Raw genomic sequence first — 23,655 nt, forward strand, 5'->3', positions numbered from 1 at the left:
CCGGGGGACGGCGAGTTCGGCGCGGCCTTCGGCGCCGGTGGGGTCAGCGGGGCCGCAGGCCGTCCAGGACCAGCCCGAAGAGGTGGTCGCGGCGCTCGGCGAGGGTAGGCCCCTGGTCGGCGGTCCAGCTCAGGGCGTTGACGAGGACGAAGACGTCGAGCGCCGTGACGTCCGGGCGGATCAGTCCCTCCTGCTGGGCGGCGGCGAGCAGCCGCCCGCCCGCCTGGCGCATCCGCAGGCAGCTCGCGTGCAGGGCGGACTCCGGGTCCTGCAGGGTGGCCATCAGGGTGGCGGGCAGGCCCCGGTAGGCGGCGGCGTCGAGGAACTCGTGGAGCCAGGTGGTCAGGGCGGGGCCGGCCGGTTCGGCGGCGGCGAGGGTGTCGGCGCGGGCGGTGAGGAGTTCGAAGCGGCGGCCGAGCAGGGCCGCCAGCAGGTCCTCGCGGGTGGGGAAGTGCCGGTAGAGCGTGCCGAGGCCGACCCCGGCGCGGCGGGCGACGTCGCGCAGGGAGGCCTGGGTGCCCTCGTCGGCCATCAGGGCGGCCGCCTCGGCCAGGATCCGGTCGCGGTTGCGCTGGGCGTCGGCGCGGGGCGCCGTCTGCGGTTCAAGGGGCATGGGGTTCCTCGCCATTGACAACTGGAGCACTGCTCCGGTTAGCTTTCCGGAGCGGCGCTCCGGATTCTAGTCGGAGCCCGTCCGTCCTGCGTCGGGGGAGAACACATGGCCACGGAGAACACGATGAAAGCCGTCCGGCTGCACGCCTACGGCGGACCCGAGGTGCTGCGGTACGAGGAGGTGCCGAGGCCCGTCCCAGGGCCCGGAGAAGTGCTGGTCCGCGTCCACGCGGCGGGCGTCAACCCGCCCGACTGGTACGTCCGGAGCGGCTTCACCACCATCCCGGCCGAACGGCGGCCCGACTGGCCGCTGCCGCTGACCCTCGGCACCGACGTCTCCGGCGTGGTCGCGGAACTCGGCGGCCCCGACACCGGCTGGAACGTCGGCGACGAGGTCTTCGGACTCCTCGGCTTCCCCGGCCGCCCGTCCGGCTACGCCGAGTACGTCGTCGCGTCGGCCGCCGACCTGGCGCGCAAACCGGCCGCCCTCGGGCACGTCGAGGCCGCCGCCGTCCCGATGGCCGGGCTGACCGCCTTCCAGTTCCTGTACAAGCGCCTCGGCTACGCCGGGGGCGGATCGGCCGTGGTGGTCGGCGCGGCCGGCGGGATCGGACACCTCGCGGTCCAACTCCTGCGCCTGGCCGGGGCGGAGGAGGTCGTCGCGGTCGCCTCCGGGCGGCACGAGGAGTTCCTGCGCGGCCTCGGCGCCGACCGTTTCGTGGACTACACCCGCACCCCGGCCGCCGAGGCCGTCCAGGGCGCCGACCTGCTGGTCGACACCGTCGGCGGCCCCGAGGCCCACCGCCTGCTGGGCGCCCTGCGGCGCGGGGGCCGACTGGTGTCCTGCTTCCTCGGCGACTACCGGCCCGAGCGGGCCGCGGAACTCGGGGTGGCCCTGAACGAGGGCCTGTGGCAGGTCCGTTCCAGCGGCGGCGACCTCGCCGAACTCGCCCTGCTGCTGGCGGACGGCCGGGTCCGGGTGGCCGTGGACGGCGTCTACCCGTTGTGGGAGGCCGTCGCCGCCCACCGCCGGGCGGAGCGGGGGCACATCCAGGGCAAGATCGTGCTGCGGGTGGTCGGGTAGCGGGGGAGGGGGCGTGCCGGGGCCGTACGGGGGTCGGTCCCGGCAGGCAGCCATCCTGCGTCGGGCTGCGGCGCGGGTCGTCGCGGGTGGGGGAGTCCGCTGTCAGGGCCGGTCCTCGGCGGGGCATCACCGGGCCACCGGCCGCCGTGGGCAGCGGAGTTGCACCGTCGGGGCCGGTCTCCTGGGTGCCGGGCCCGGCCCCGCCGCCCGGGTGATCGACAGGTGCCGACCGGCGTGCACGTCCGGGTGCCGGTCGACACGCCGGACCAGGAGCGGCCCACCGCGCCGCGGGCGGCGGCCCGCTTCCGCCGCAGCCCGCAGCCGGCTCCGGCAGGGCTCAGTCGAGCCGCGGCCGCACCGCCGCGACCAGCAGTGCGGCGGCGACCAGCAGGCCGCCCGCGTAGAACGGGCCGAGGTCACCGGCCGCCGTGCCGAGGGAAGTGGCGGCCAGCAGCGGGCCGGCCGTGGCGCCGAGGTTGAGGGCGGCGGTCGCGTAGGCGCCGGCCAGCGCGGGGGCGCCGGCCGCCTCGTACAGCACCCGGGTGATCAGCGTGCCGCCGACCGCGAAGGACAGCCCGCCCAGCAGGAACACCAGCGGCAGCAGCGCGCCAGGCGCGTCCGCCAGGACGGCCAGGGCGGGCCAGCCCGCCAGCAGCAGCGGGCCGCTGACGGCGAGGACCAGGCCGGGGCGCCGGTCCGCGAGCCGCCCGGCGACGGTGACCCCGGCGAACGACCCGGCCCCGAACAGCACCAGCGCGACCGGCACCCACAGGTCGCCCAGCCCGGCCGGGCCGGTCACCAGGGGGGAGAGGAAGGTGAAGCCGCCGAAGGTCGCCGCGTTCACCAGTGCGGCGAGCAGCATCGCGCGGAGCAGCGGGGGGCGGCGCAGCTCGCCGAGCTCCGCGCGCAGGGCCGGGTCCGTGGCCGCGGCCTGGTCGCTCGACGGGGCAACGGGCGGAAGGCCCTTGGCGATGCCGAGGGCGGCCGGCAGGCAGAGCAGCGCGACGGCCCAGAACGCGGCGCGCCACCCGAACAGCGCGCCCAGCACCGCCCCGCCCGGGACGCCGGCGACCGTCGCCACCGTCGTCCCCGACAGCAGCACGGCGAGCGCCCGCCCCTTGCGGTCCGCCGGGACGAGCGCGGCGGCGGTGGTCAGTGCCACCGCCAGGAACCCGGCGTTGGCGAGCGCGGCGACCACCCGGGTGGCCACCAGCACCGGGAAGCTCGTCGTCACCGCCCCGACGGCGTGCGCCGCCGCGAACACCAGGACGAACCCGAGCAGGCTGCCGCGCCCCGACCGGCCGCGGGCGAGCCCGGCCATCAGCGGCGCGCCGACCGCCATCCCGACCGCGAAGGCCGAGGTCAGCCCGCCGGCCGTACCGACGGTGACGCCGAGATCGGCGGCGAGTCCGGGCAGCAGCCCGGCGAGCATGAACTCCGAGGTGCCCATGGCGAACACGGCCAGGGCGAGCAGATAGAGCGGAAGGGGCATCGAGAGGCTCCGAAGCGGGGCGGTGGGAACGAGGAGGACGGACGTCTCGTCACCGCACGCTCAACCCCCGGGCGGCGCAGGCGTGGCGCTCGCTCGGACCTCAGTGGTTCAGGATCTCCGGGGTTTCAGGGGGCTGACGGCGCGTGACCGAAAGCCCCCACCCTGGATGCCTCAGGGCTCGACATGCCCGGCACGCTACCCGACCCCCTGCCGCCGGGTCACCCGGTTTTCCCGGCGGCCGGGCCGGGAGTCACCGGCCGGCGCGCCGCGAATCGAGGAGGGCCCGCGCCCTCCTCGATCGCGACGGCCGGCCGGCACCGGCCTACTGCCTACCGGGACCGGCCTGCGGCTGGCGCAGGTGCCGGGCGAAGAACCCGGCCGCGTCCTCGCCCGCGAACCGCGGGACGCCCGTGTGCCCGCCCATGTTGGCGTGCAGCGTCTTCTCCCGGGAGCCGAAGGCGTCGAACAGGTCCAGGGACGCCTGCCGGTCGTTGCCCTCGTCGTCCCACTGCAGCAGGACGTGCAGCGGAATGGTGACCCGGCGGGCCTCCTCGAACACGGCGCGGGGAACGAGGCTCCCGGCGAAGAGGCCGGCGGCCACGATGCGCGGCTCGACCACCGCCAGCCGGACGCCGATGGAGATGACTCCCCCCGAGTACCCGACCGGGCCGCCGATCCCGGGCAGGGCGAGGAGGGCGTCGAGGGCGGCCTGCCATTCCGGGACGGACTTGTCGACGAGCGGGAGGACGAGGGCGTCGACGATCTCCTCGCCGACCGGCTCGCCGGCCTCCATGGCCCGGCGCAGGTCGGCGCGGGCCTGCTCGAGGGCGGCCCAGCGGGGCCGGTCCCCGCTGCCGGGGAGCTCGATGGTGGCCGCGGCGAAGCCGTCCGCCGCGCAGCGTCGGGCCCGGGCGACCAGCCGGGGGTGCATCCTGCGCAGTCCGAGCGGGGGGTGGCCGAGCAGGACCAGCGGGACCGGCTCGGACGGGGAGGCGGATGCGGGCGTCCACAGGATGCCGGGGATCTCGCCGAGGGTGAACCCACGCTCGAGGACGCCGTCATCGAGGTGCTGTTCGGAAGTGAAACGCATGGTCGTGCCTTTCGGGAGTGCACTGGAACGGCGCTCCCGGACGACGACCTATCGCCCGACCGTGACCCCGGAGGAGAGCACCCATGTCGAAACGTTCACGGGTACCACCTCCTCGTTCTCTCGCACGGCCTCCAGGAGGCTAGCAGACCGGCGGTACCGGGGCACCGGAGAACGTCTCGGTCGGGCCGGGGGCGGGCAGCGCCCTAGGATGCCCGGAAACCGAGGAGGGGGTTCGATGGCGAACCGTGGGAGAGCCGGCGGCATCGTGGCCGCCACCGCGCTGCTGCTGCCGCCGGCGCTGTGGGCGGTGGGGCGGATGGAGTCCGGGAACGGTGGGCGGGCGGTGGTGGCCGACGTCCTGAACCGGCCGTGGGCGATGCTCGGCCTGGCCGCCGTCCTGCTGCTGGCCGCGGTCGTGGTCCGCGGCCGGTGGGACGTCGTCGGCGGGCTGGCGTCGGCGTTCGCGGTGTTCGGGCTGCTGCTGTCGGGTGGCGGCCACGTCCTGCAGATGTTCGGACCGAAGGTCCAGGGGGTGAGCCGCACCGCGTCCCCGGAGCGGGCGGACCACGTCCTGACGGTGGCCCACCACGACGATCCGGAGGGCTACAACGGGCGCTACTTCGTCCGGCTGGAGACCGGCACCGGCCTGGCGACCCGCCGCTGGGACGTCCTCGCCCTCCACACGGGCGGCTTCCGGGGCCAGGGGGAGTTCGTCGCGGCGGAATGGGCCGGGTCCGGCCGGGTCAGGGTCACCACCGACGCCGGCTACCGCGTCTTCACCGTCGACCCGGGCTCCGGCGAACCGACCCTCACCGAGAGCGTCGGCGAGCTGAAGTCCCTCGTCCACGAGGCCTGAGCACGGACGACGGGACGTTCGCCGCCGAGGCCGCCGCGGCCTGGGACGACGGGTTCACGGTGGTGGAGGGGCCGGGGCGGGAGAACCGCGTGCTGCTGGCCGGCCGGGTACGGGCGTGGCGGGCCTGAACCGCGGGATCTGTTGCGGGGATCGGCCGCCGGGGATCGGCCACGGGGATTGTCAGTGCCGTGTGCAACGGTGACGTCATGCTGGCGATCACGGTGCAGACGAACGAGACGCGGCACCTGAGGGTGTCCGCGGACGACCTCGCGGGGATGGTCCGGCGCATCGGTGCGCCGGACGACCGCTTCCTCGTCGTGGAGCGGATACCGGACCTGCCGGACGTGTACGTGCAGGTGTGGCACGCCGACGGCGAGGAGTACACGCTGGAGCACCGGGACGGCTCCGCCGAGCGGCACTTCGAGGTGCGGCTGGACGGGCCCGAGCCGGTGGTCGCGGCGATGACGGGCTGGGCGCGCGGCGCGGCGGGCTGGGACGAGGGGCTGGACTGGCAGCCGCTCGACCTGGGCCCGGCGCCGGCGCCGGTGCCGCCGATCGACCTGGAGGCGGGCGAGCGGCGGGAGTTGGAGGACCGGCTGCGGCTGACGCTGGCCTGCGGCTACACCGACCGCGCCCGGCTCGCCGAGCAGGCCGAGGAGCACCTGGTCGCGGGCGACCGCCGCCCGCTCTCGCGCCCCCAGGCCGAGCAACTAGCCGACCGGCTCTGGCTGGAGCGGGTCGGCGAGCAGACCGGCTGGATCGGCGAGACGGATCCGGAGCGCCTGGCCCGGGCCTTCGCCGCCCTGGAGGCGGGCGGCATCACGGCCCGGGAGGACTTCGGCTGCTGCCGCTCCTGCGGCGACGCCGAGATCGCCGAGGCCGGCGAGGCCGACGCCCGCGGCTTCGTCTACTTCCACGCCCAGGGCACCGAATCCGCCGCCCTCGGCCACGGACTGTCCCTGCTGTACGGCGGCTTCGACGGCTCCCCGGCGGCCACCGCCGCGGTCGGGAAGGAGGTGGTCGCCGCCCTGGCGGAGGCCGGCCTGCCGACGGTCTGGAACGGCGACCCGTCCCAGGCCGTCGAGATACGCCCGCTGCTGTGGCGCCGCCGCCTGGCAGGGTGAGACCGGCACCGCGGTCCGGCGGCACCCCGACGGCCGGACGGCGGCGTCAGCCCCTCACGGCACCAGCACCCGCAGGGCGTCCCGTGCCACCGCGACGTCCACCGGGAGCGCGGCGATGAACTCGCCGTCGGCGTAGGCGGTGATGCCGGGGGACTCGATCCGCAGGGCTTCGGTGCGCAGCGTGGTGACCTCCGGATAGGTGATGTGGGTGCCCTTGAAGAGCGTGGGGAAGAAGCGGGCGATGCGCAGCCGGGGCATGGCGTCGACGAGGGTGAGGTCGAGCAGTCCGTCGTCGGGCAGGGCGGCGGGGCACATCAGCATGCCGCCGCCGTAGCTGCGGGTGTTGCCGACGGCGGCCAGGGTGAGGTCGCGTTCGATGACGGTGCCGTCGGCGAGGGTGATGCGGAACGGCAGCGGGCGGAGGTTGGCGAACTCGGCGGCGATGGCGAGGTTGTAGCGCATCCGGCCGCGCGGCCAGCGCAGCCGGTTGGCGCGGTCGCTGACCAGGGAGTCGAAGCCGGTGGCGAGGACGGAGCCGTACCAGCGCACCGCGCCGTCCGGGCCGGTGATCCGGCCGAGGTCGACGCCGCGGGTGCGCCCGGCGGCGATGACGTCGGCGGCGGCCTCGGGGGCGCCGAGCGGCAGGCCGTACTCGCGGGCGTGGTCGTTGCCGGTGCCGGCCGGTATCACGCCGAGCGGGACGGGCGTGCCGGCCAGGGCCTGGAGGGCGAGGTTGATCATGCCGTCGCCGCCGACCACGGCCACCGCGTCCACGCCGTCGGCCGCCGCCTCGCGGGCGAGCCTGACGGCGTCCTCGGGGGAGCGCCCGGCCCGCGGTTCGACGTCGACGCCGAGGGCCCGCAGCCGGGCGGTGGCCCGGTGGGCGGCGGGCTCGGCGTGGCCGATGCCCGCCGCCGGGTTGGTGAGAACGGCGACCCTGCGGACGGTTCTCACGTCGTTCACGGGATCAGCTTGCCCGGGTTGAGGATGCCCGCCGGGTCGAGTTCGGCCTTGACGGCGCGCAGGATGCGCACGCCGAGGTCGCCGATCTCCTCGGTCATCCAGGGCCGGTGGTCGGCGCCGACGGCGTGGTGGTGGCTGATGGTGCCGCCGGCGCGGAGGATGGCGTCCCCGGCGGCGCGCTTGGCGGCGCCCCAGCGGGTGAGCGGGTCCTCGCCGAGGGCGGCGACGACGGTGAAGTAGAGCGAGGCGCCGGTCGGGTAGACGTGCGAGACGTGGCAGAGCACCAGGGAGCCGGGCAGGGCGCCGGTGAGCGCCTCGGTGACGGCGGCCCGCAGGGCCGGCAGCCGGCTCCAGGAGGCCGCGGTCTCCAGGGTCTCGCACAGCGCGCCCGCGGCGAGCAGCGAGTCGCGCAGGTAGGGGGCGCTGAACCGGCCGTGCTCCCAGGCCCGGGCGGGGCCCTCGCCGAGCGAGGTGCCGCCGGCGGCGAGCAGGGCGTCGCGGGTGAGCTGCTGTCGGGCGGCGACCTGGGTGGCGCCGCCCTCGAAGACGGTGACGGCCAGGCAGCCGCTGACCGCCGGGGCGCCGCCGATCTGCTCGGTCATGGCCAGGTTGATCATGGTCTCGGCCTCGTCGGAGAGCCGGATCACGGTCGGGCCGGTGCCCTGCTGCTCGACGGCGCGCAGCGCGGCCGTGCCGGTGGCGAAGTCGGGGAAGCTCCACGCCTCGTACGCCTTGACGGCGGGCAGCGGGTGGACGCGCAGCCGGACGGCGGTGATCACGCCGAGGGTGCCCTCGGAGCCGAGGAAGAGCTGGCGCAGGTCGGGGCCGGCGGCGGAGGCGGGGGCGCGGCCGAGGTCGAGCACCCCGGCCGGGGTGACGACGCGCAGCCCGCGCACCATCTCGTCGAAGCGCCCGTACCCGGCGGAGTCCTGGCCGGAGGAGCGGGTGGCCGCGAAGCCGCCGATGGTGGCGTAGCGGAAGCTCTGCGGGTAGTGGCCGAGCTCCCAGCCGCGCTCGGCGAGCAGCTCCTCCGCGGCCGGGCCGGTGAGGCCGGCGCCGAGGACGGCCTCGCCGGAGGTCTCGTCCAGGTCGAGCAGCTGGTCGAAGCGGCGCAGGTCGAGGGAGACGACGGCGGTGAGGCCGCCGCGCTCGGGGTCGAGGCCGCCGACCACGCTGGTGCCGCCGCCGAACGGGACGACGGCGATGCGGCGTTCGGCGCACACCGCGAGGACGGCGGCGACCTCCTGCTCGCTGCCGGGCAGCACGACGGCGTCGGGGGCGTCCTGCGCCTCGCGGCTGCGGCGGCGCAGCAGGTCCGGGGTGGACTTGCCGCCGGCGCGCGGCAGCCGGTCGGCGTCGGCGGCGCTGACGTGCTCCTTGCCGACCGCGCCGGCCAGCGCGTCGAGGTCCTCGGCGGAGAGCCGGGACGGGTGCAGGACGACCTCGTCGGCGCTCGGCCCGGGGGCGGCGTCGCCGGTGACGCCGAGGGCGGCGGCGAGCAGTCCCTTGATGTCGGCGGACAGCTCCTTGGCCAGGGCCGGGTCGCCCCAGGCGTCCCACTTCATCGGGGGGAGCGGAAGTGCGGCGCCGGCCGGTCCCGCTTGCGTCTCAGGTGCCATGCGTTACAGTTTCACACATCATGTCAAGTAGTAACGACGAGCCCGAGACGCCGGGCCAGACCCACGGGGGCACCGGCCAGGTCCCGGGGGCCCGCAGCACCGACGACGCGATCCTGGACGCCGCCGCCGACCTGATGGTCCACCTCGGCGTGCGCCGCACCCAGCTCGCCGAGATCGCCCGCCGTGCCGGGGTCAGCCGGCCGACCGTCTACCGCCGCTGGCCGGACGTCCGGGCGGTGATCGGCGCGCTGCTCACCCGGGAGATCCTGGCCACCCTGGAGGCCGCCGTGCCGACCGGCCGGGACCGGGAGGCCTTCGTCGAGCGGACCGTGGAGATCGCCGTCCGGCTGCGCGACCACCCGGTGATCGGCGCGCTGCTGCGCTCCGACGACTCCGACCTGCTGCTCGAGTACGTCGTCGAGCGGCTCGGCGCCAGCCAGCGCGGCCTGCTGGAGGCACTGCGCACCGGCATCGAGCAGGGCCAGGCGCACGGCTCGATCCGGGAGGGCGAGCCGCTCGAACTGGCCGCCATGGTCCTGCTGACAGCCCAGTCCACCGTCCAGTCGCACCGCATGGTCGCCTCCCTGCTGCCCGAGGCGGCCTGGCGGTGCGAACTGGCCAGAGCACTGAACGGATACCTCGCGCCATGACCCCCACCGCAGGCCCGCACGCCGGTCCGCACTCCAGCTCGCACGCCGGTCCGTCCTCCGGTTCGCACGCGGGCCCGTACGCCGGTCCGTACGCCGGGACCTCCCGGCTCAACGCCGTCCGAAGGGCGGCGGAGCTGGAGGCGCTCGGCGACGACGCCCGGATCGACCTCCTGGTCATCGGCGGCGGCGTCACGGGTGCCGGAGTGGCCCTGGACGCGGCCTCGCGCGGCCTGCGCACGGTGCTGGTCGAGGCCCGGGACCTCGCCTTCGGGACGAGCCGCTGGAGTTCCAAGCTGGTGCACGGCGGCCTGCGCTACCTCGCCTCAGGGCGGATCAAGGTGGCCCGGGAGAGCGCGGTGGAGCGCGGTGTGCTGATGACCCGCACCGCCCCGCACCTGATCCGCGCACTGCCCCAACTGGTGCCGCTGCTCCCGGACCTGCTGCGCCCCGGCCAGGCCGCGCTGATCCGTACCGGCTTCCACGCCGGGGACGCGCTGCGCCTGACGGCCGGCACCCCGGGCGCGCTGCTGCCCCGGGTGCGCCGGATCGACGCCGACCGGACCCGCCGGCTGGTGCCGGGCGTGCGGACGGACGGGCTGCGCGGCGCGCTGGTCGCCCACGACGGCCAACTCGTGGACGACGCCCGGCTGGTGGTCGCACTGGCCCGGACCGCCGCGCAGTACGGTGCCAGCGTGCTGACCAGGGTGCGCGCCGAGCAGGTCACCGGCACCTCGGCCCGGCTGGTCGACATCCTGACCGGGCGGGAACTCGCCGTCCGGGCCGGCGCGGTGGTCAACGCCACCGGCGTCTGGGCGGGCGAGGTGGACACCTCGATCCGGCTCCGGCCCAGCCGGGGCACCCACCTGCTGGTGGACGCGAAGGCCCTCGGCAACCCGACCGCCGCCCTCACCGTGCCGGTGCCCGGCTCCACCAGCCGCTTCGTCTTCGCCCTCCCGCAGCAGCTCGGCCGGGTCGCGATCGGCCTGACCGACGAGGACGCCCCGGGCCCGATCCCGGACGAGCCGCAGCCCACCGAGGCCGAGCGCTCCTTCCTCCTCGACACCGTCAACGCCGCCCTCGCCACCGCCCTGACCAGGGCGGACGTGATCGGCGCCTACGCCGGGCTGCGCCCGCTGATCGACACCGGGGACGGCAGCACCGCCGACATCTCCCGCGAGCACGCGGTGCTGGAGAGCCCGTCCGGGGTGATCACCGTGGTCGGCGGCAAGCTCACCACCTACCGCCGGATGGCCGAGGACGCGGTGGACACCGCCGTCCGGCTGCGCGGCCTGCCCGCCCGCGCCTGCTGGACGGCCCGGCTGCCGCTGGTCGGCGCCCCCGGCCACGGGGACAGCCGCCCGCTGCCCGCCGGGGTCCCGGAGGGCGGAACCGCCGGGCGGGTGCCCGCCTCACTGCTCGCCCGCCACGGCGGCGCGGCCCACGAGGTGCTGGCGGCCGGAGAGTTGACGCCGATCGCCGAGGGCCTGGACGTGACCCGCGCCGAGATCGCCTACGCCGTCAGCCACGAGGGCGCGCTGGACGCGGCCGACGTGCTCGACCGCCGCACCAGGATCGGGCTGGTCGCGGAGGACGCCGAGCGGGCAAGGAAGGCGGTCGAGGAGATCGTCGAGGAGGCGCGGTAGCGCGGCAGCGCGTGGGGCCGGCCCGGCTGAGCGCCGTACCGGCACGTGTCCGCTCCGTTCCTGCGGCTCCACGCCTTGGCGCGGCAGCCGTGGATGGGCGCGGCCGTGCGGAGGAGGCGGAATTCGCGGGGGGAGGAAGCGGAATCAGCGCGCCGTGCGCTCGGGCATCGGGTGCTGGGCGCCGGACAGCTCCAGGACGCAGGAGAGCGGGTGCTCGGCCCGGCCGGTGCGGTCCAGCCGCACCGCGAGCGGCCTTGGCGGCGTCGGTGGCTCCTCGGCGACCTGGGCGGTGAGGGTCAGCGGATAGTCGCCGTGCCCGTGGACCCGGTGGAAGTCGCACTCCTTGCCGTCGACCAGCAGCTCGGTCTCGGTGATCCAGCCGGACCGGACGTTGACGGTCACCGAGTGCCCGCCCTGGTCGAGGTGGAAGCTGTACCGCTGGCGCATCGGGACCTCCGGCGACCGGGCCTGCGACGAGGGGAGACGGCGGCGAGCCGACGAGGGGGAACGGGGGAAGAGTGGACGAGGGGAAATCCACTGCCAGTCTAGGGCGGGAGGTCGCTAGGGTGCTCGGCATGCGGAGCACAGCGGGCGGCCTGCGGCCGTACGGGCCGGACGAGGAGGTGGCCGAGGACGAGTACGTCCTCGGCCTGTACCGGGTGCCGGTCAAGGCGAGGACGGGGCGCGGGGCCGGCCCGGCGCCGCAGCCCGGGCGGCTGGAGGCCTGGGTCGACGGCGGCGCCCTGTGGGCCGTCCTGCGCCGTCTGGGTACGCGGACCCTGCCCACCCTCGCCCGCCACGAGCCGGACCTCGACTTCAGCAGCCGGATCCGGCAGCCGTCGATGGCCGCGCTGGTCCGGGAGATCGAGCAGGTGGACCTGGCCCGGCTCCCGGCCGCCGAGCGCGAGGTGCTGGGCCTGCTGCTGGGCTGGGGCCGCAGGGCGACGGCCGAGAACGGTGCGCTGCGGATCGAGATCGACGCCGTGCGGTGACGCCCTGGCCGGGCCGGCGGCGGTTCCCGCGCAGGGTTCCCGTGTGCGACCCGGAGAAATTCCCGGGGTGGGCCCGCCTGCAGACGGATTCTCGTGATCTCTACAGTGTTGTAGATTCGTCCACAGGGAGAGATCAGAGGAGGGCATTGTGGGAGTTTCGCTGGCCAAGGGCGGCAACGTCTCGCTGAGCAAGGAGGCGCCCGGTCTGAGCGCCGTGATCGTCGGTCTCGGCTGGGACGTGCGCACCACCACCGGGGCCGACTACGACCTGGACGCCAGTGCGCTGCTGTGCAACGCGCTGGGCAAGGTGGTCTCGGACCAGCACTTCGTCTTCTTCAACAACCTCCGCAGCCCCGAGGGTTCGGTCGAGCACAGCGGCGACAACCTGACCGGCGGCGGAGACGGGGACGACGAGCAGATCAAGGTCGACCTGGACCGCGTCCCGGCCGACGTGGCCAAGGTGGTCTTCCCGGTGTCGATCTACGACGCCGACGCCCGGCTGCAGAACTTCGGCCAGGTGCGCAACGCGTTCATCCGGATCGTCAACCAGGCCAACGGCCTGGAGATCGCGCGCTACGACCTGACCGAGGACGCCTCGACCGAGACCGCGATGGTCTTCGGCGAGCTGTACCGCAACGGCAACGAGTGGAAGTTCCGCGCCATCGGCCAGGGCTACGCCTCCGGCCTGCGCGGCATCGCGACCGACTACGGCGTCAACGTCTGACCGTCGCCAGCCGGTAGCGGTCGACGCCCGTTCGCCCGAAGCGGGTCGACCGGGGTCCGGCAGTCACGGCCACGCGCTCAGTCGGTACGGCCGAGCGCGTGGCCGCCGAAGCCCCCGCCGCCGGTGAACTGGTGGTGCCACCAGGCGGTCATGGCCGGTTCGTCCATCCCCGACCAGTCCGGCGCCGCGGTGACCTGGGCCCGGCCCAGGGTGCGGCCCAGTTCCACCAACTCCCGCCCGGCCGCCGTCCGTTCGCGGTCGTAGGCAGCCAGCAGAGCTGCCCAGGAGCCGGCCTCCCGCCCCGCCAGCTCGAAGGCGTGGGCGTCCTGGATCGCCTTCACCGCGCCGCTGGTGTTGTGCGGGCGCACCACGGTGGCCGCGTCCCCGCCGATCAGCAGCCGTCCGGCCGTCCGGGCCGGGGCCGCCAGGTCGTAGACCGGCTGGAGGAAGGTCCGTTCGCGCGGGGTCAGGGTGACCAGGCCGGCCCAGTACGGCGGCAGGTACCGCTCGGCGAGCCGGCGCAGCTCGTCCACCTGCGGGTCGGTGAGGCTGCCCGCCGGGATGCTGGTCGGGCCGTCCAGTCGCAGCCAGGCGGGGGTGGGGGCGTAGAAGACCCAGTTCACCTGGGTGCGGCCGGGCGCGACCCCGGGGATGCGGTAGATCACCACCTGGCCGCCGGGGTAGCAGGCGGTGATGCACTGCTCCTCCGGCCAGGGCGCCGCGCCGCCGGGCAGCTCGGCCAGCAGGGCGGCGTCGTAGCTGCCGCGCCAGCACACGTACCCGGCGTACTCGGGCTCGGCCTGCGGGCAGACGGCCTCGCGGACCACCGAGCGGTAGCCGTCGGCGCCGATCACCAGGTCGTACGTCTCGCGGCCGCCGTCCGTCTCGACCCAGGCTCCGCCCGCCTCGGCCCGGGTGCCGTCCGGCTCAGCCTGGGGGCCCTCCGACCCGCTGCCGTCCGGTTCGCCCCCGTCCGGCTCGTTGCCGACGGCCGTCACGGTGGCACCCAGCCGGAACTCGACCTGCTCGGGCATCCGTTCGCGCAGGGCCTGCCAGAGCACGCCCCAGTGGTGCGAGTGGAACGGGAAGGGCTGGGCCCAGAGCAGTCGCCCGCAGCCGTCCGGCCCGTCGCCCTCGCCGGCCGCGCCCCGGGCGACCCAGCGGCGGACGGTGAGGCGGTGGCGGCGGGTGTCCGCGTCGAGGTGTCCGGCCCGGACCAGTTCGTCGAAGCGGTCGTTGTGGGTGCACAGGCCCACGCCGCGGTCCTCCAGGTGCCCGGGGCTGCGTTCCAGCACCACCACCCGTTCCGCGCCGAGCCGGGCGGCCGCGCCGGCGAAGGCGCTCCCGGCGATGCTGCCCCCGACCACGGCCACCGAGCCACCGCGCACGGTCGCTCCTCTCCTGAGTCCCGAGCTTCGAGTCCGCGGCGTCCCCGCGATGCGATGTCCCCCCGCGACGCCCCCGCGATGTCCGGGACACGACGATACGCGTCCGGTCGGTCCCCGGCGCCGTGTTCGAGCCATCCGGAGGGCCCTCCCGGCGACCCGGGAGAGCCTTATGCAACTAGTTGCATACCCCGCCGCCCGTCCCCTACCCTGCGGTAACAACGCCCCCGGTCCACAACGCCCCGGTCCACTCCCCGCCCGCGCCCCAGGAGACGTCGATGAGCGCCCACCCCGGCAGCAACCGCTACCCGCACCTGCTCAGCCCGCTCGACCTCGGCTTCACCACCCTGCCCAACCGCGTGATCATGGGCTCGATGCACGTCGGCCTGGAGGAGGCCCCCGGCGGCTACGAGCGGATGGCCGCCTTCTACGCCGAGCGGGCCCGCGGCGGCGTCGGCCTGATCGTCACCGGCGGCATCGCCCCCAACGAGGCCGGGCGCCCCTGGGAGGGCGGCGCGATGCTGACCACCGAGGAGGAGGCCGACAAGCACCGCGTGGCCACCGACGCGGTGCACGCCGCCGGCGGCAGGATCGCCCTCCAGATCCTGCACTTCGGCCGCTACGCCTACCACCGGGACCTGGTCGCCCCCAGCGCGATTCAGGCCCCGATCAGCCCCTTCACGCCCAACGCGCTCACCGCCGAGCAGGTCGAGCAGACCGTCGAGGACTTCGCCCGCTGCGCCGAACTCGCCCGCCGCGCCGGGTACGACGGCGTCGAGATCATGGGCTCCGAGGGCTACCTGGTCAACGAGTTCATCGTCGCCGCGACCAATCACCGCGAGGACGAGTGGGGCGGCACGTACGAGCGGCGGATGCGCTTCCCGGTGGAGATCGTCCGCCGGGTCCGCGAGCGGGTCGGCGAGGACTTCATCATCGTCTACCGCCTCTCCATGCTCGACCTGGTGCCCGGCGGCTCCACCCTCGACGAGGTCGTGCGGCTCGCCCAGGCCGTCGAGGCCGCCGGGGCGACCATCATCAACACCGGCATCGGCTGGCACGAGGCCCGCATCCCCACCATCGCCACCTCCGTGCCGCGCGGCGCCTTCGGCTGGGTGACGAAGAAGGTGATGGGCAAGGTCGGCATCCCGCTGGTCACCACCAATCGCATCAACACCCCCGAGATCGCCGAGCAGTTGCTCGCCGAGGGCAGCGCGGACCTGGTCTCGATGGCCCGCCCGCTGCTCGCCGACGCCGACTTCGTCGCCAAGGCCCGGGACGACCGCGCCGAGGCCATCAACACCTGCATCGGCTGCAACCAGGCCTGCCTCGACCACACCTTCAACCTCCAGATCACCTCCTGCCTGGTCAACCCGCGCGCCTGCCACGAGACCGAACTCATCCTCGGGGCAACGAAGTCGCGCAAGCGGATCGGCGTCGTCGGGGCGGGCCCGGCCGGCCTCGCCTTCGCCGTCTCCGCCGCCGAGCGCGGCCACGACGTCACCCTGTACGACGCCGCCGAGGCGATCGGCGGGCAGCTGAACATCGCCCGGCGCATCCCCGGCAAGGAGGAGTTCGACGAGACGCTGCGCTACTTCCGCACCCGGCTGGCCGAGTTGGACGTCACGCTGCGGCTCGGCGCGACCGTCACCGCCGAGCAGCTGGTCGGGCAGGGCCACGACGAGCTCGTCCTCGCCACCGGCGTCACCCCGCGAACTCCCGCCGACATCCCGGGAATCGACCACCCCAGCGTGCTCGGCTACCTCGACGTGCTGCGCGACGGCGCGCCGGTCGGCGAGCGGGTCGCCATCCTCGGCGCCGGCGGCATCGGCTTCGACGTGGCCGAGTTCCTCACCGACCCGGGCGACGCGGCGAGCCTCAACCCGCCGGTGTTCCAGGCGAAGTGGGGCATCGACCCGGAGTACCGCGAGCGCGGCGGCCTGCGCGCCCCGGAGCGGCCGAAGCCCCCGCGCAGCGTCCACCTGCTCCAGCGCAGGACCAGCAAGGTCGGCGCCGGCCTCGGCAAGACCACCGGCTGGATCCACCGCACCGAGCTCAAGCACCGCGGCGTGGTGATGGTCCCCGGCGTCACCTACGACCTGATCGACGACGCCGGTCTGCACATCACGGTGGACGGCGAGCGCCAACTGCTGCCCGTGGACACCGTCGTGCTCTGCACCGGCCAGGAGCCGCGCCGCGACCTGTACGAGGCGCTGCGCGAGCGCGGCCTGCCCGTGCACCTGATCGGCGGCGCCGACGTGGCCGCCGAACTGGACGCCAAGCGCGCCATCAAGCAGGGCACCGAGCTCGCCGCGGCGCTCTGAGCCCTCGCGTTCCGTACGGTCGGTGCCCCCGCGTCCCGCACGGTCGGCGCCCCCGCCGCGAGCGGGGGCGCCGACCGAAAACCACTCGCCGTCCGCCCGGGGGCCGTTGCTAGTATCCGCAGGTCGCAGCGCGGATCACGGCGCGCGGGGCGTGGAGCGGATCACAGGGGAGAGCAGGCCGATGGACGAGCAGGGCGAGACGGCGTACGCGCCGATGGCGGACGAGCGGGCGGCGGACGAGCGGGTCGAGTTGGCGTACACGCCCACGGTGGCGGACTTCCGGGAGGCCCTGGCCGCCCGGTCCCGGGCGACGCGCGCGGGCCGGCGCCAGCGGGCGTTCCTGTACCTGCTCGTCGTCTGCGGCCCGCTCATCGCCGCGCTCGACCTCTCCACCGGCAAGGGCATCGGCTTCCCGCCGGTGTTCATGGTGCTCGCCGCGCTGGCCCTGCTCCTCTGGCTGCCCCGGCTGCAGGCCGGCCAGTTCCACAAGTTGACCGCCGACAAGGGCGAGTTCACCGCCACCGTGGCGGCGTCCGGCGTGACCATCACCAACCGCCACTCCACCAGCACCCTGAGCTGGCAGGCGGTCCCGCACCACGTGGAGACCCCGGGGCTGTTCGTCCTGCTGAGCAACGACAAGAACAACTCCTGCCTGGCCGTCCTGCCCAAGCGCGGCACCGCCGACCCCGACCGGCTGCGCGCCGTGCTCGACCGGCACGCCCCCGCGCCCGCCCGGGGCTGAGCCCGGCCCGTCCCGCGCGCCCGTACCCCGCCTTCGCCCCGTTCGTCCCCTGCCCGCTCCCCGTACGATCGACGGCATGTCGCTGCCGCACGCCATCCTCACCGCCCTGTTGGAGAAACCGTCCTCGGGGCTGGAGCTGACCAGGCGGTTCGACCGGTCGATCGGCTTCTTCTGGCCCGCCACCCACCAGCAGATCTACCGCGAACTGGGCCGGCTGGAGGCCTCCGGACAGATCCGGGCCCTCCGGCCGGAGGCGCCGGTGCGCGGGCAGAAGAAGGAGTACGAGGTGCTCCCGGAGGGCCGCGCCGAACTGGCCCGCTGGACCGCCGAGGGCGCCGCTCCGCGCGCCGTCCGGGAGCCCCTGCTGCTGCGGCTGCGGGCGGCCGCGGTGGTCGGCACGGACGGCCTGGCGGCCGAGCTGGAACGCCATCTCGCCCTGCACCGCGAGCAGTTGGCCGACTACCGGGAGATCGAGCGGCGCGACTTCCCGGTCGAGCGGGCGGACGAGGAGAACCGGCTCCAGCACGCGGTGCTGCGGGCCGGCATCGGACTGGAGAGCTTCTGGGTGCAGTGGCTCGCCGAGACCCTCGACACCCTGCCGGCCGAGCCCTCCCGCCCGGCCCGCCCCTCCGACGCTTCCGCGGCCTCCGACCGGCCCTGACCTGCGCCGATCCCCGCCCGCGCGCCCGGCCCAGCCCCCGGTGGGACACTGGTGGCCTGTCCCTTCCCGAACTCTCGACCGGGGGACCCGTATGTCTCTGACCAGGCCCTTCCACGCCCTCACCGCCGCGGCCGTCGTCGTGGCGGTCGCCCTGGGCCCGGCCGCCCTCCCGGCGTCCGCCGCAACCGCCCAGCCACTGCCCTCCGCCGACCAGCTGAAGTCGGCCCTGCTGACCGCGGCCGACCTCGGCCCCGGCTGGACCGAGCCCCCGGTGACCCAGAGCCCCAGCCCCAGCGCCGGCGCGAGCCCCAGCGCGAGCCCGTCGAACCCGGTGACCGGATGCGACGCGCTCAGCGCCCTGATCAACATGTACGTCACCCGGCCGGGCGCGGCGATCCCGCGCGCCGAGACCGAACTCGACGGCCCGAACGGCAACCCGATGGTCACCCAGGCCCTCGCGGCCGAGCCGTCCGACCAACTCGCCACCGACTTCAACTCCGCCGCCGACGCTCTGAAGACCTGCCACACCATCACCTTCAACGCCGGCCCCAGCGACACCGTGACCTTCACCGTCAGCCCGGTCACCCTCGGCGACCGCAAGGACGCCCCCGCCGTCCACCTCGACGGCACCCTGGCCGGCGTCCGACTCAACGGCTACGTCGGCATCGAACGCTTCGGCACGGTGGCCATGGCCTTCGGCTACTTCGAACGCCAGGGCAGCAACGAACAGGCCGCCTCCATGGAGTACCGCACCGCCGTCGCCAAGGTCGAACGCACCCTCGGCACCAAGGCCGGCAGCACCACCGCCCCCACGGCCGTCCCCGCCACCCCCACCGAGGGCCGCCGCGTCTGACCCGCCCCGCCCTCCGAACACCACCGCGGCCCCCCACCGAACGCACGAGGCGCTCGGCGAGGGGCCGCGGTGGTGGCCTGACGACGACCGACGGGGGCTACACGCCCGCGAGGGTCTGGTTGTCGAAGAGCCAGTGCTGGTTCGCCTGGTTTCCGCATGGCCAGACGGCCAGTGCGGTGGTGTTCTGCGTGTTGGACGCGGGCAGGTCCAGGCACCTGTTCGACGCCGGGTTGAAGAGCGTGCCGTCGTAGCGGCGGATCCAGGTCTGGGCCCCGGAGTTGTCGCACGCCTGCGAGACCACCGGGGTGCCGTCGATGACGTTGGCGTCCCGGGTGCCGATGCAGAGCCCGTTCGGTACGGTCTTGAGCTGGTTGTCCCGGGTAGCGGTGAAGTGCTGCTTGTCACCGTTCCAGCAGTCGTAGATCACCACCGGCGAGCCCGCGGTGCTGCCCCAGTTGTCCAGGCACTTGTGCTTGTCGACCGCACTGCGGATGTGGACGATGGACTGCGACGTGGCGACGGTGTTCACCTGGGGGTCGGTCAGCGCGTACGGGTAGACCCGGACGTCGCTGATCGCGCCGTTGACGAGGTCGGCGGGGACGTCCTTGTTGTACGCGGCGCCGCCGATGTTGAGGCTGCCCGCCGGCGGCTTCCACGTGGTTCCCACCTTGGTGGAGCCGACGGCCAGGCCGTTGACGTACAGGGTGGCCATGCCGTTCGTGGCGTTGTAGGTGCCGGTCAGGTGGGTCCACTGGCCGACCGTGGCCGTGGTGCGGCCGCTCTGGTCGTACGCGGTGTACCAGGCACTCGCGTTGAAGCTGTCGTTGCTCGGCAGGACGAAGGCCCAGTTCTTGAGGGACTTCGAGTACTGCAGATAGAACGGGCTGGCCTCGTTGCCGGTGAGCGAGACCGCGGTGTGGTAGCCGTCGGTGTTGTTGATCTTCACCCAGGCTGAGACGCTGTAGCTCTGGGTGGTGTCCAGCCCCGGGGTGTTGGAACCGGAGTTGACCGGCGCGGTGGTGCGGTAGACCGTCGTGCCGTCGAAGGCGGTCGCCTTGTTCGCCGCACGGTTGTGGTCGGTGGTGAGTGCGGCCCCGGCCGGGTAGGTGGCCTTGGGGTCGCCGCCGTTCCTGTACAGCGTGTTGGTGCCGCTGCTGTCACCGGTGCCGTCGAGCGCCCACCACTGGGGGGAGACCGAGGTGTTCCCGATCGGGCTGGGACCGGCCAGCCAGCCGAAGCCGGCCGAGGGGTTGCCGGGGGTGGTGGGCTGGCCCCACCAGATCTCCAGGGAACCGTCGGCCTTCCGGGCCCAGAGGCCGGGGTTGCCGTTGCCGGTGAGGTCGCCGTCCGAGCCGACGGTCGGGTAGGTGTCGGTGGAGACCCAGCCGATCCGGGTGCCGACCGGCGCCATCTGGGTCAGCGTCGGCACGAGCAGCGGCTTGCCGTTGCTGTCGATGACGGGCGCGCCCAGGCTGTCGGTCGCGGTGACGGTCCCGGTGGTGAAGGTGTAGGCGAGGAGGTCGTCCTTGGGTCCGTCGGCGGCGGCCGCGAGGTTGCGGGCCCACAGGCCCGGGCGGCCCTGCTTGGCCCAGTCGCCGGGGGTGATCAGCTCCTTGTCCTTCCACCCGGACGCGGCCAGCTGGACAGGCTTGCCCAGGGTGTTGGCGTTGGTGGCCGGGTAGTACCAGAGAGCCGCGTCGGCACCGTTGTTGGTGCTCTCGACGGTGAGTAGACCGGTCTTGTTCTTGAAGCCCAGCTTGGGGTCGAGGTCGGTGCTGACCGGGTCGCCGAGGGCGGCGATCCGCAGCGTGCCGGACCAGTCGGCGGCGTTGTACCCAGCGGCCTTCAGCCAGGCGCAGTCCTCGGACGCGGTCGGGACGCACTTCGGCTTGGCGATCGGCACCGACTTGTCGATCCGGCCGTAGGCGCCGGTGTTCCCGGGGTTCTGGTAGAGCCGCAGCAGCGGGTCACCGGGAGCATGGGCGAACACGTCGTCGATGTTGTTGCCACCGGTGAGCGTGCCGCGGTGGGCGATCTGGATGGTGTTCCAGCCCTTGCCGCCGGGCGCGTCGGCCGGGGTGGCGACGGCCGCCACGGCCGGGGAGCGGACCTTCGAGTTGCCCGGGGCGTTGTAGGCGCGCAGGTAGCCGGCCTGGTCGGGCTGCAGGATGTCCGGGGCGCCGTCACCGGTGACGTCACCGAAGACGGGCGGCGGGCCGTCTGGGTTCCACGGCACGTAGAAGGAGTACTGCGCGACCGGCGAGACGTTGCGCGCGTTGTCCATCACCTGCATGTACAGGATGTTGGTGCCCCAGCGGGAGAGCGTGACGGGGAACCCGTTGCTGATGCCGCCACCGCAGTACCAGCCGTCCCCGGCGAACTGCGGGTCCCAGGACCAGCGCGCGCAGACCACACCGGAGGCGTTGCCGCCCGGGGCCGGGTCGGCCGCGGTGTACGGCACCAGGCCCTCCTGGCCCACGTGCTTCCTGGTCACCTGGCCGTTGCCGGACGGCGGGAGCTTGTAGTCGAGCTCGGCCTCCGGCAGCAGGGTGTTGGCGTCCGGGACGGAGAGGGTCGGCGGGGTCAGGTCGACGCCGAAGCGGCAGGCCGGGCTCCCGCCGGACCGCTGGACCAGCCCGTCGGTGGCCATGACGTCCCAGCCGTACACGTGGCCGTCCTGGAGCAGGCCCTGCTTGACCTGGAACGCGGCCGTGCCGCCGTTGGCGACCTCGGGGGTCTGGCCGCTGTCGGCCCGGTTGGTGTCGGCGTAGTCCCAGATGCCCATCCAGCCGTAGAGCGACTGCTGGACCGGGCTGCTGACCGTCGCGTTGAGGGTGACGGCGCCGTTGAAACCGGACGCGGAGTTCATCCAGCCCATCGTGCCGCCGGTGCAGCCCTGGTTGTCTGCCCACGGCACGGCCGTGGTGGGAGCGGGGGAGGCGTACGTGCCGGTCGGGACGTTGGGGACGCGGTCGTACTCGATCTCGACAGCGGGGCTGTAGCCGAGCCGCTTGAACGCCGACATGTTGGACTCGTCGCGGGCGAACACACCGAAGGTGAGGGTGTCGCGGCTGGTACCGAAGTTCTGGTAGACCCCGGTCACGTCGTAGTTGAACTGGTACTCGCCGCCGCAGCCGGGCTGACCCGCGCCGGGGACCGAGGCCTCGCCGAGTCGGCCGCCCTGGTTCGTGGGCGGATTGCTCCAGCTGGTCTGGTCGCTGATCGGGCTGGTGAGGTAGAGGTCCAGGGTGTACTTGTTGGTGCAGGAGAAGTCCGAGGACTCGTGCTCCCACACCGACATGGTCGCGCGGTTGATGATCGCGCCGCGGTACCAGTGGGTGTCGAACTGGAAGTAGGAGCGCTCGATGCCCTTGTCGACCCGGTAGCCCTGGTAACCGACACCGGGCCGCGCGTACTGGTCCCCGCTGCCGGTGGTCCGCCCGATGTTGGCCTTGCCGGGGTAGGCGGCCTGGGTCCAGGTCCAGTTGTTGGCCACGTTACGGTCGGGGATCCAGGCCGGGTCGATGAACCACGGGCCCTGGCCCTTGCCGAGCACCGCGTCGTCGGTGGTCAGCTCGACGGCGTCGGCCGTGACGGTGGTCGACATGGTGGCGACCTTCGCGCCGTAGCCCGGGCCCTCGGCGGTGCTGCGCGCCTCGGACTTCGCCTGCGGGGCGTCTCCGGCCGAAGCGCTCAGGGCGGGGGCCGACTTGGCGGCCGCCACCGGGGCGGCGGCAGAGCTGTCCCACATCTGCGGGCTGGGGGCGTGCCAGCGGGACGTACCGTCGGCGGCCGCGGCGGTGAGGTTGCCGGCCTCGTCGGCCCGGACGGTGACGCCCTTGCCCTGGGTACCGAAGCGGACCTTCTTCAGCGCCGGGTTCTTCGCCGCCTCCGCGGTCTTGACGATCAGGACGGTGGAGAGCCCGCCGAACTTGGAGGCGGTCACCTTGAGGTCGACGCCGGGGGCAACCTCGGGGTAGATCAGCGCGTCCCCGCTCGGGTCGATCGCCGGCTTGGTGAGCGGGAACGGCGAGTCGATGGTGAGCGTCTCGCCGGCGGCGCTGGTCAGGGTGGCGAGCGGGCCCTGGCCACCGCCGGACAGGCGCAACCCCGACAGCGCGGTCTTCGGCCGGTAGCCACCCTGCCCGTCCGGGACGAGAGCGCCGTCAAGCGTCGCCCAGGCGCCGTTCTGATTCACCCGCTGCGGCTCGACGTGCTCGGTGCGCTTGAGGTGGCCGGCCGGGGTCGCGACGGTCTCGCTGACCTCGTCCGTCAACTCCGGGATCGGGACGGGCTTGCCGGACTTCTGCGCCTCGGCGATGGCCTTGTCGGTCGGGCTGAGCAGCGGCTTGTTGCCGGCGCGCTCGGCGTCGACCGTGGCCATCTGCGCGGCGAGCTCCGGCGGGATGGCCGAGGGGCTGGCGGCGGGGCTCCCGGCCGGAGCGTCGGCCGGGGTGGTGGCAGTGGCCGATGGACCGTCAGCGAAGGCGAACGGTGTGATCGAGGTCAGCGCCAGGGCGAGGCCGACTGCGGTGGCGACAGCGGTCCGTGACGGATATCTGGAACGGCGCGCTTCGGAGGTGGCTCCGAGCGGAGCGGCAGGCATGGTGAAGTCCCCCCACGTGAGATGTCCTGATCTAGCCTGACCAGGCGGGATCTGACTCTGCAGAGGATGTGTGCAGAGGCGCCCAGCAAACTACCGCTGCCGGTCAAAGGATCGTCAACTTCTTATTTCTGCAGACGTGTCCGATTTGGTGGGTCGTCCGCCAATTTTCTCGAATGTGATATCGATCACATCCTCAGCCTTTCCTCAATTTGCTCGACCATTGGATGGTTTGTCCCCT

19 protein-coding genes are annotated in these 23,655 nt (G+C 74.1%); 11 read left to right on the plus strand and 8 right to left on the minus strand.

The features are described from left to right. Positions 1 to 43: 43 nt before the first annotated feature. Positions 44 to 613 (minus strand): TetR/AcrR family transcriptional regulator, encoded by a 570-nt coding sequence (locus ACWDD9_RS18250; RefSeq protein WP_117490621.1) that lies wholly within the window; start codon positions 611 to 613, stop codon positions 44 to 46. A gap of 105 nt (positions 614 to 718) precedes the next feature. On the opposite strand from ACWDD9_RS18250, the gene ACWDD9_RS18255 reads away from it, so the two are divergent. Further along, complete coding sequence (locus ACWDD9_RS18255) at positions 719 to 1,696, plus strand: NADP-dependent oxidoreductase (protein ID WP_449812031.1); 978 nt, start codon at positions 719 to 721, stop codon at positions 1,694 to 1,696. A gap of 337 nt (positions 1,697 to 2,033) precedes the next feature. Here ACWDD9_RS18255 and ACWDD9_RS18260 read toward each other — a convergent pair whose 3' ends face one another. Both ACWDD9_RS18260 and ACWDD9_RS18265 read right to left on the minus strand, forming a co-directional pair. Then, the gene (locus ACWDD9_RS18260; protein ID WP_449812032.1) at positions 2,034 to 3,188 is read right to left on the minus strand and encodes a Cmx/CmrA family chloramphenicol efflux MFS transporter; all 1,155 of its coding nucleotides are present in this window, start codon (positions 3,186 to 3,188) and stop codon (positions 2,034 to 2,036) included. A gap of 322 nt (positions 3,189 to 3,510) precedes the next feature. Further along, the gene (locus tag ACWDD9_RS18265; protein ID WP_449812033.1) at positions 3,511 to 4,278 is read right to left on the minus strand and encodes an alpha/beta hydrolase; all 768 of its coding nucleotides are present in this window, start codon (positions 4,276 to 4,278) and stop codon (positions 3,511 to 3,513) included. Between the two features lie 235 nt (positions 4,279 to 4,513). Here ACWDD9_RS18265 and ACWDD9_RS18270 point away from each other — a divergent pair, with 235 nt between their 5' ends. After that, positions 4,514 to 5,134 (plus strand): hypothetical protein, encoded by a 621-nt coding sequence (locus ACWDD9_RS18270; protein ID WP_449812034.1) that lies wholly within the window; start codon positions 4,514 to 4,516, stop codon positions 5,132 to 5,134. Positions 5,135 to 5,340: 206 nt separating this feature from the next. Then, positions 5,341 to 6,258 carry a DUF6891 domain-containing protein gene (locus tag ACWDD9_RS18275; RefSeq protein WP_375874523.1) on the plus strand — a complete coding sequence of 306 codons (918 nt, stop codon included), beginning with the start codon at positions 5,341 to 5,343 and terminating at the stop codon, positions 6,256 to 6,258. A gap of 54 nt (positions 6,259 to 6,312) precedes the next feature. Here the strand turns inward: ACWDD9_RS18275 and ACWDD9_RS18280 are convergent, their stop codons facing one another. Both ACWDD9_RS18280 and ACWDD9_RS18285 read right to left on the minus strand, forming a co-directional pair. Further along, positions 6,313 to 7,221, minus strand: coding sequence for a diacylglycerol kinase (locus ACWDD9_RS18280; RefSeq protein WP_380738162.1), 909 nt, complete (start codon positions 7,219 to 7,221; stop codon positions 6,313 to 6,315). Beyond that, positions 7,218 to 8,786 carry an FAD-binding oxidoreductase gene (locus ACWDD9_RS18285; RefSeq protein WP_449812035.1) on the minus strand — a complete coding sequence of 523 codons (1,569 nt, stop codon included), beginning with the start codon at positions 8,784 to 8,786 and terminating at the stop codon, positions 7,218 to 7,220. Before ACWDD9_RS18285 ends, ACWDD9_RS18280 begins: the two co-directional genes overlap by 4 nt. Before the next feature lie 74 nt (positions 8,787 to 8,860). On the opposite strand from ACWDD9_RS18285, the gene ACWDD9_RS18290 reads away from it, so the two are divergent. Together ACWDD9_RS18290 and ACWDD9_RS18295 are read left to right on the plus strand one after the other, a co-directional pair. Further along, positions 8,861 to 9,490, plus strand: a complete 630-nt coding sequence (locus ACWDD9_RS18290; protein WP_449812036.1) for a TetR/AcrR family transcriptional regulator — start codon at positions 8,861 to 8,863, stop codon at positions 9,488 to 9,490. Then, the gene (locus ACWDD9_RS18295; RefSeq protein WP_449812037.1) at positions 9,487 to 11,133 is read left to right on the plus strand and encodes a glycerol-3-phosphate dehydrogenase/oxidase; all 1,647 of its coding nucleotides are present in this window, start codon (positions 9,487 to 9,489) and stop codon (positions 11,131 to 11,133) included. The genes ACWDD9_RS18290 and ACWDD9_RS18295 overlap by 4 nt, the downstream gene beginning before the upstream one ends. Before the next feature lie 144 nt (positions 11,134 to 11,277). On the opposite strand, the gene ACWDD9_RS18300 is transcribed toward ACWDD9_RS18295, so the two are convergent. Continuing rightward, on the minus strand, positions 11,278 to 11,580 hold the full coding sequence (locus ACWDD9_RS18300) for a hypothetical protein (RefSeq protein WP_049650183.1): 303 nt from the start codon (positions 11,578 to 11,580) through the stop codon (positions 11,278 to 11,280). Positions 11,581 to 11,708: 128 nt separating this feature from the next. Between ACWDD9_RS18300 and ACWDD9_RS18305 the strand changes: the two genes are divergently transcribed. Then, positions 11,709 to 12,125, plus strand: coding sequence for a hypothetical protein (locus ACWDD9_RS18305; protein WP_449812038.1), 417 nt, complete (start codon positions 11,709 to 11,711; stop codon positions 12,123 to 12,125). A gap of 148 nt (positions 12,126 to 12,273) precedes the next feature. Continuing rightward, positions 12,274 to 12,849, plus strand: a complete 576-nt coding sequence (locus ACWDD9_RS18310) for a TerD family protein (RefSeq protein WP_049650185.1) — start codon at positions 12,274 to 12,276, stop codon at positions 12,847 to 12,849. 77 nt (positions 12,850 to 12,926) lie between these two features. On the opposite strand, the gene ACWDD9_RS18315 is transcribed toward ACWDD9_RS18310, so the two are convergent. Next, positions 12,927 to 14,237 carry an FAD-dependent monooxygenase gene (locus ACWDD9_RS18315; protein WP_449812039.1) on the minus strand — a complete coding sequence of 437 codons (1,311 nt, stop codon included), beginning with the start codon at positions 14,235 to 14,237 and terminating at the stop codon, positions 12,927 to 12,929. 275 nt (positions 14,238 to 14,512) lie between these two features. Here ACWDD9_RS18315 and ACWDD9_RS18320 point away from each other — a divergent pair, with 275 nt between their 5' ends. The 4 genes from ACWDD9_RS18320 (at position 14,513) to ACWDD9_RS18335 (ending at position 18,811) form a co-directional block, all read left to right on the plus strand. After that, positions 14,513 to 16,555: an oxidoreductase gene (locus tag ACWDD9_RS18320; RefSeq protein WP_449812040.1), complete on the plus strand. Its 2,043-nt coding sequence runs from the start codon at positions 14,513 to 14,515 to the stop codon at positions 16,553 to 16,555. A 181-nt stretch (positions 16,556 to 16,736) separates the two neighbouring features. Next, positions 16,737 to 17,297 carry a YcxB family protein gene (locus tag ACWDD9_RS18325; protein WP_449812041.1) on the plus strand — a complete coding sequence of 187 codons (561 nt, stop codon included), beginning with the start codon at positions 16,737 to 16,739 and terminating at the stop codon, positions 17,295 to 17,297. 76 nt (positions 17,298 to 17,373) lie between these two features. Then, the gene (locus ACWDD9_RS18330) at positions 17,374 to 17,958 is read left to right on the plus strand and encodes a PadR family transcriptional regulator (RefSeq protein WP_449812042.1); all 585 of its coding nucleotides are present in this window, start codon (positions 17,374 to 17,376) and stop codon (positions 17,956 to 17,958) included. A gap of 91 nt (positions 17,959 to 18,049) precedes the next feature. Next, complete coding sequence (locus ACWDD9_RS18335) at positions 18,050 to 18,811, plus strand: hypothetical protein (protein WP_449812043.1); 762 nt, start codon at positions 18,050 to 18,052, stop codon at positions 18,809 to 18,811. Between the two features lie 97 nt (positions 18,812 to 18,908). On the opposite strand, the gene ACWDD9_RS18340 is transcribed toward ACWDD9_RS18335, so the two are convergent. Next, positions 18,909 to 23,195, minus strand: a complete 4,287-nt coding sequence (locus tag ACWDD9_RS18340; protein WP_449812044.1) for a LamG-like jellyroll fold domain-containing protein — start codon at positions 23,193 to 23,195, stop codon at positions 18,909 to 18,911. Positions 23,196 to 23,655 lie beyond the last annotated feature (460 nt).

It is taken from the genome of Kitasatospora sp. NPDC001119 (genome assembly GCF_053598475.1).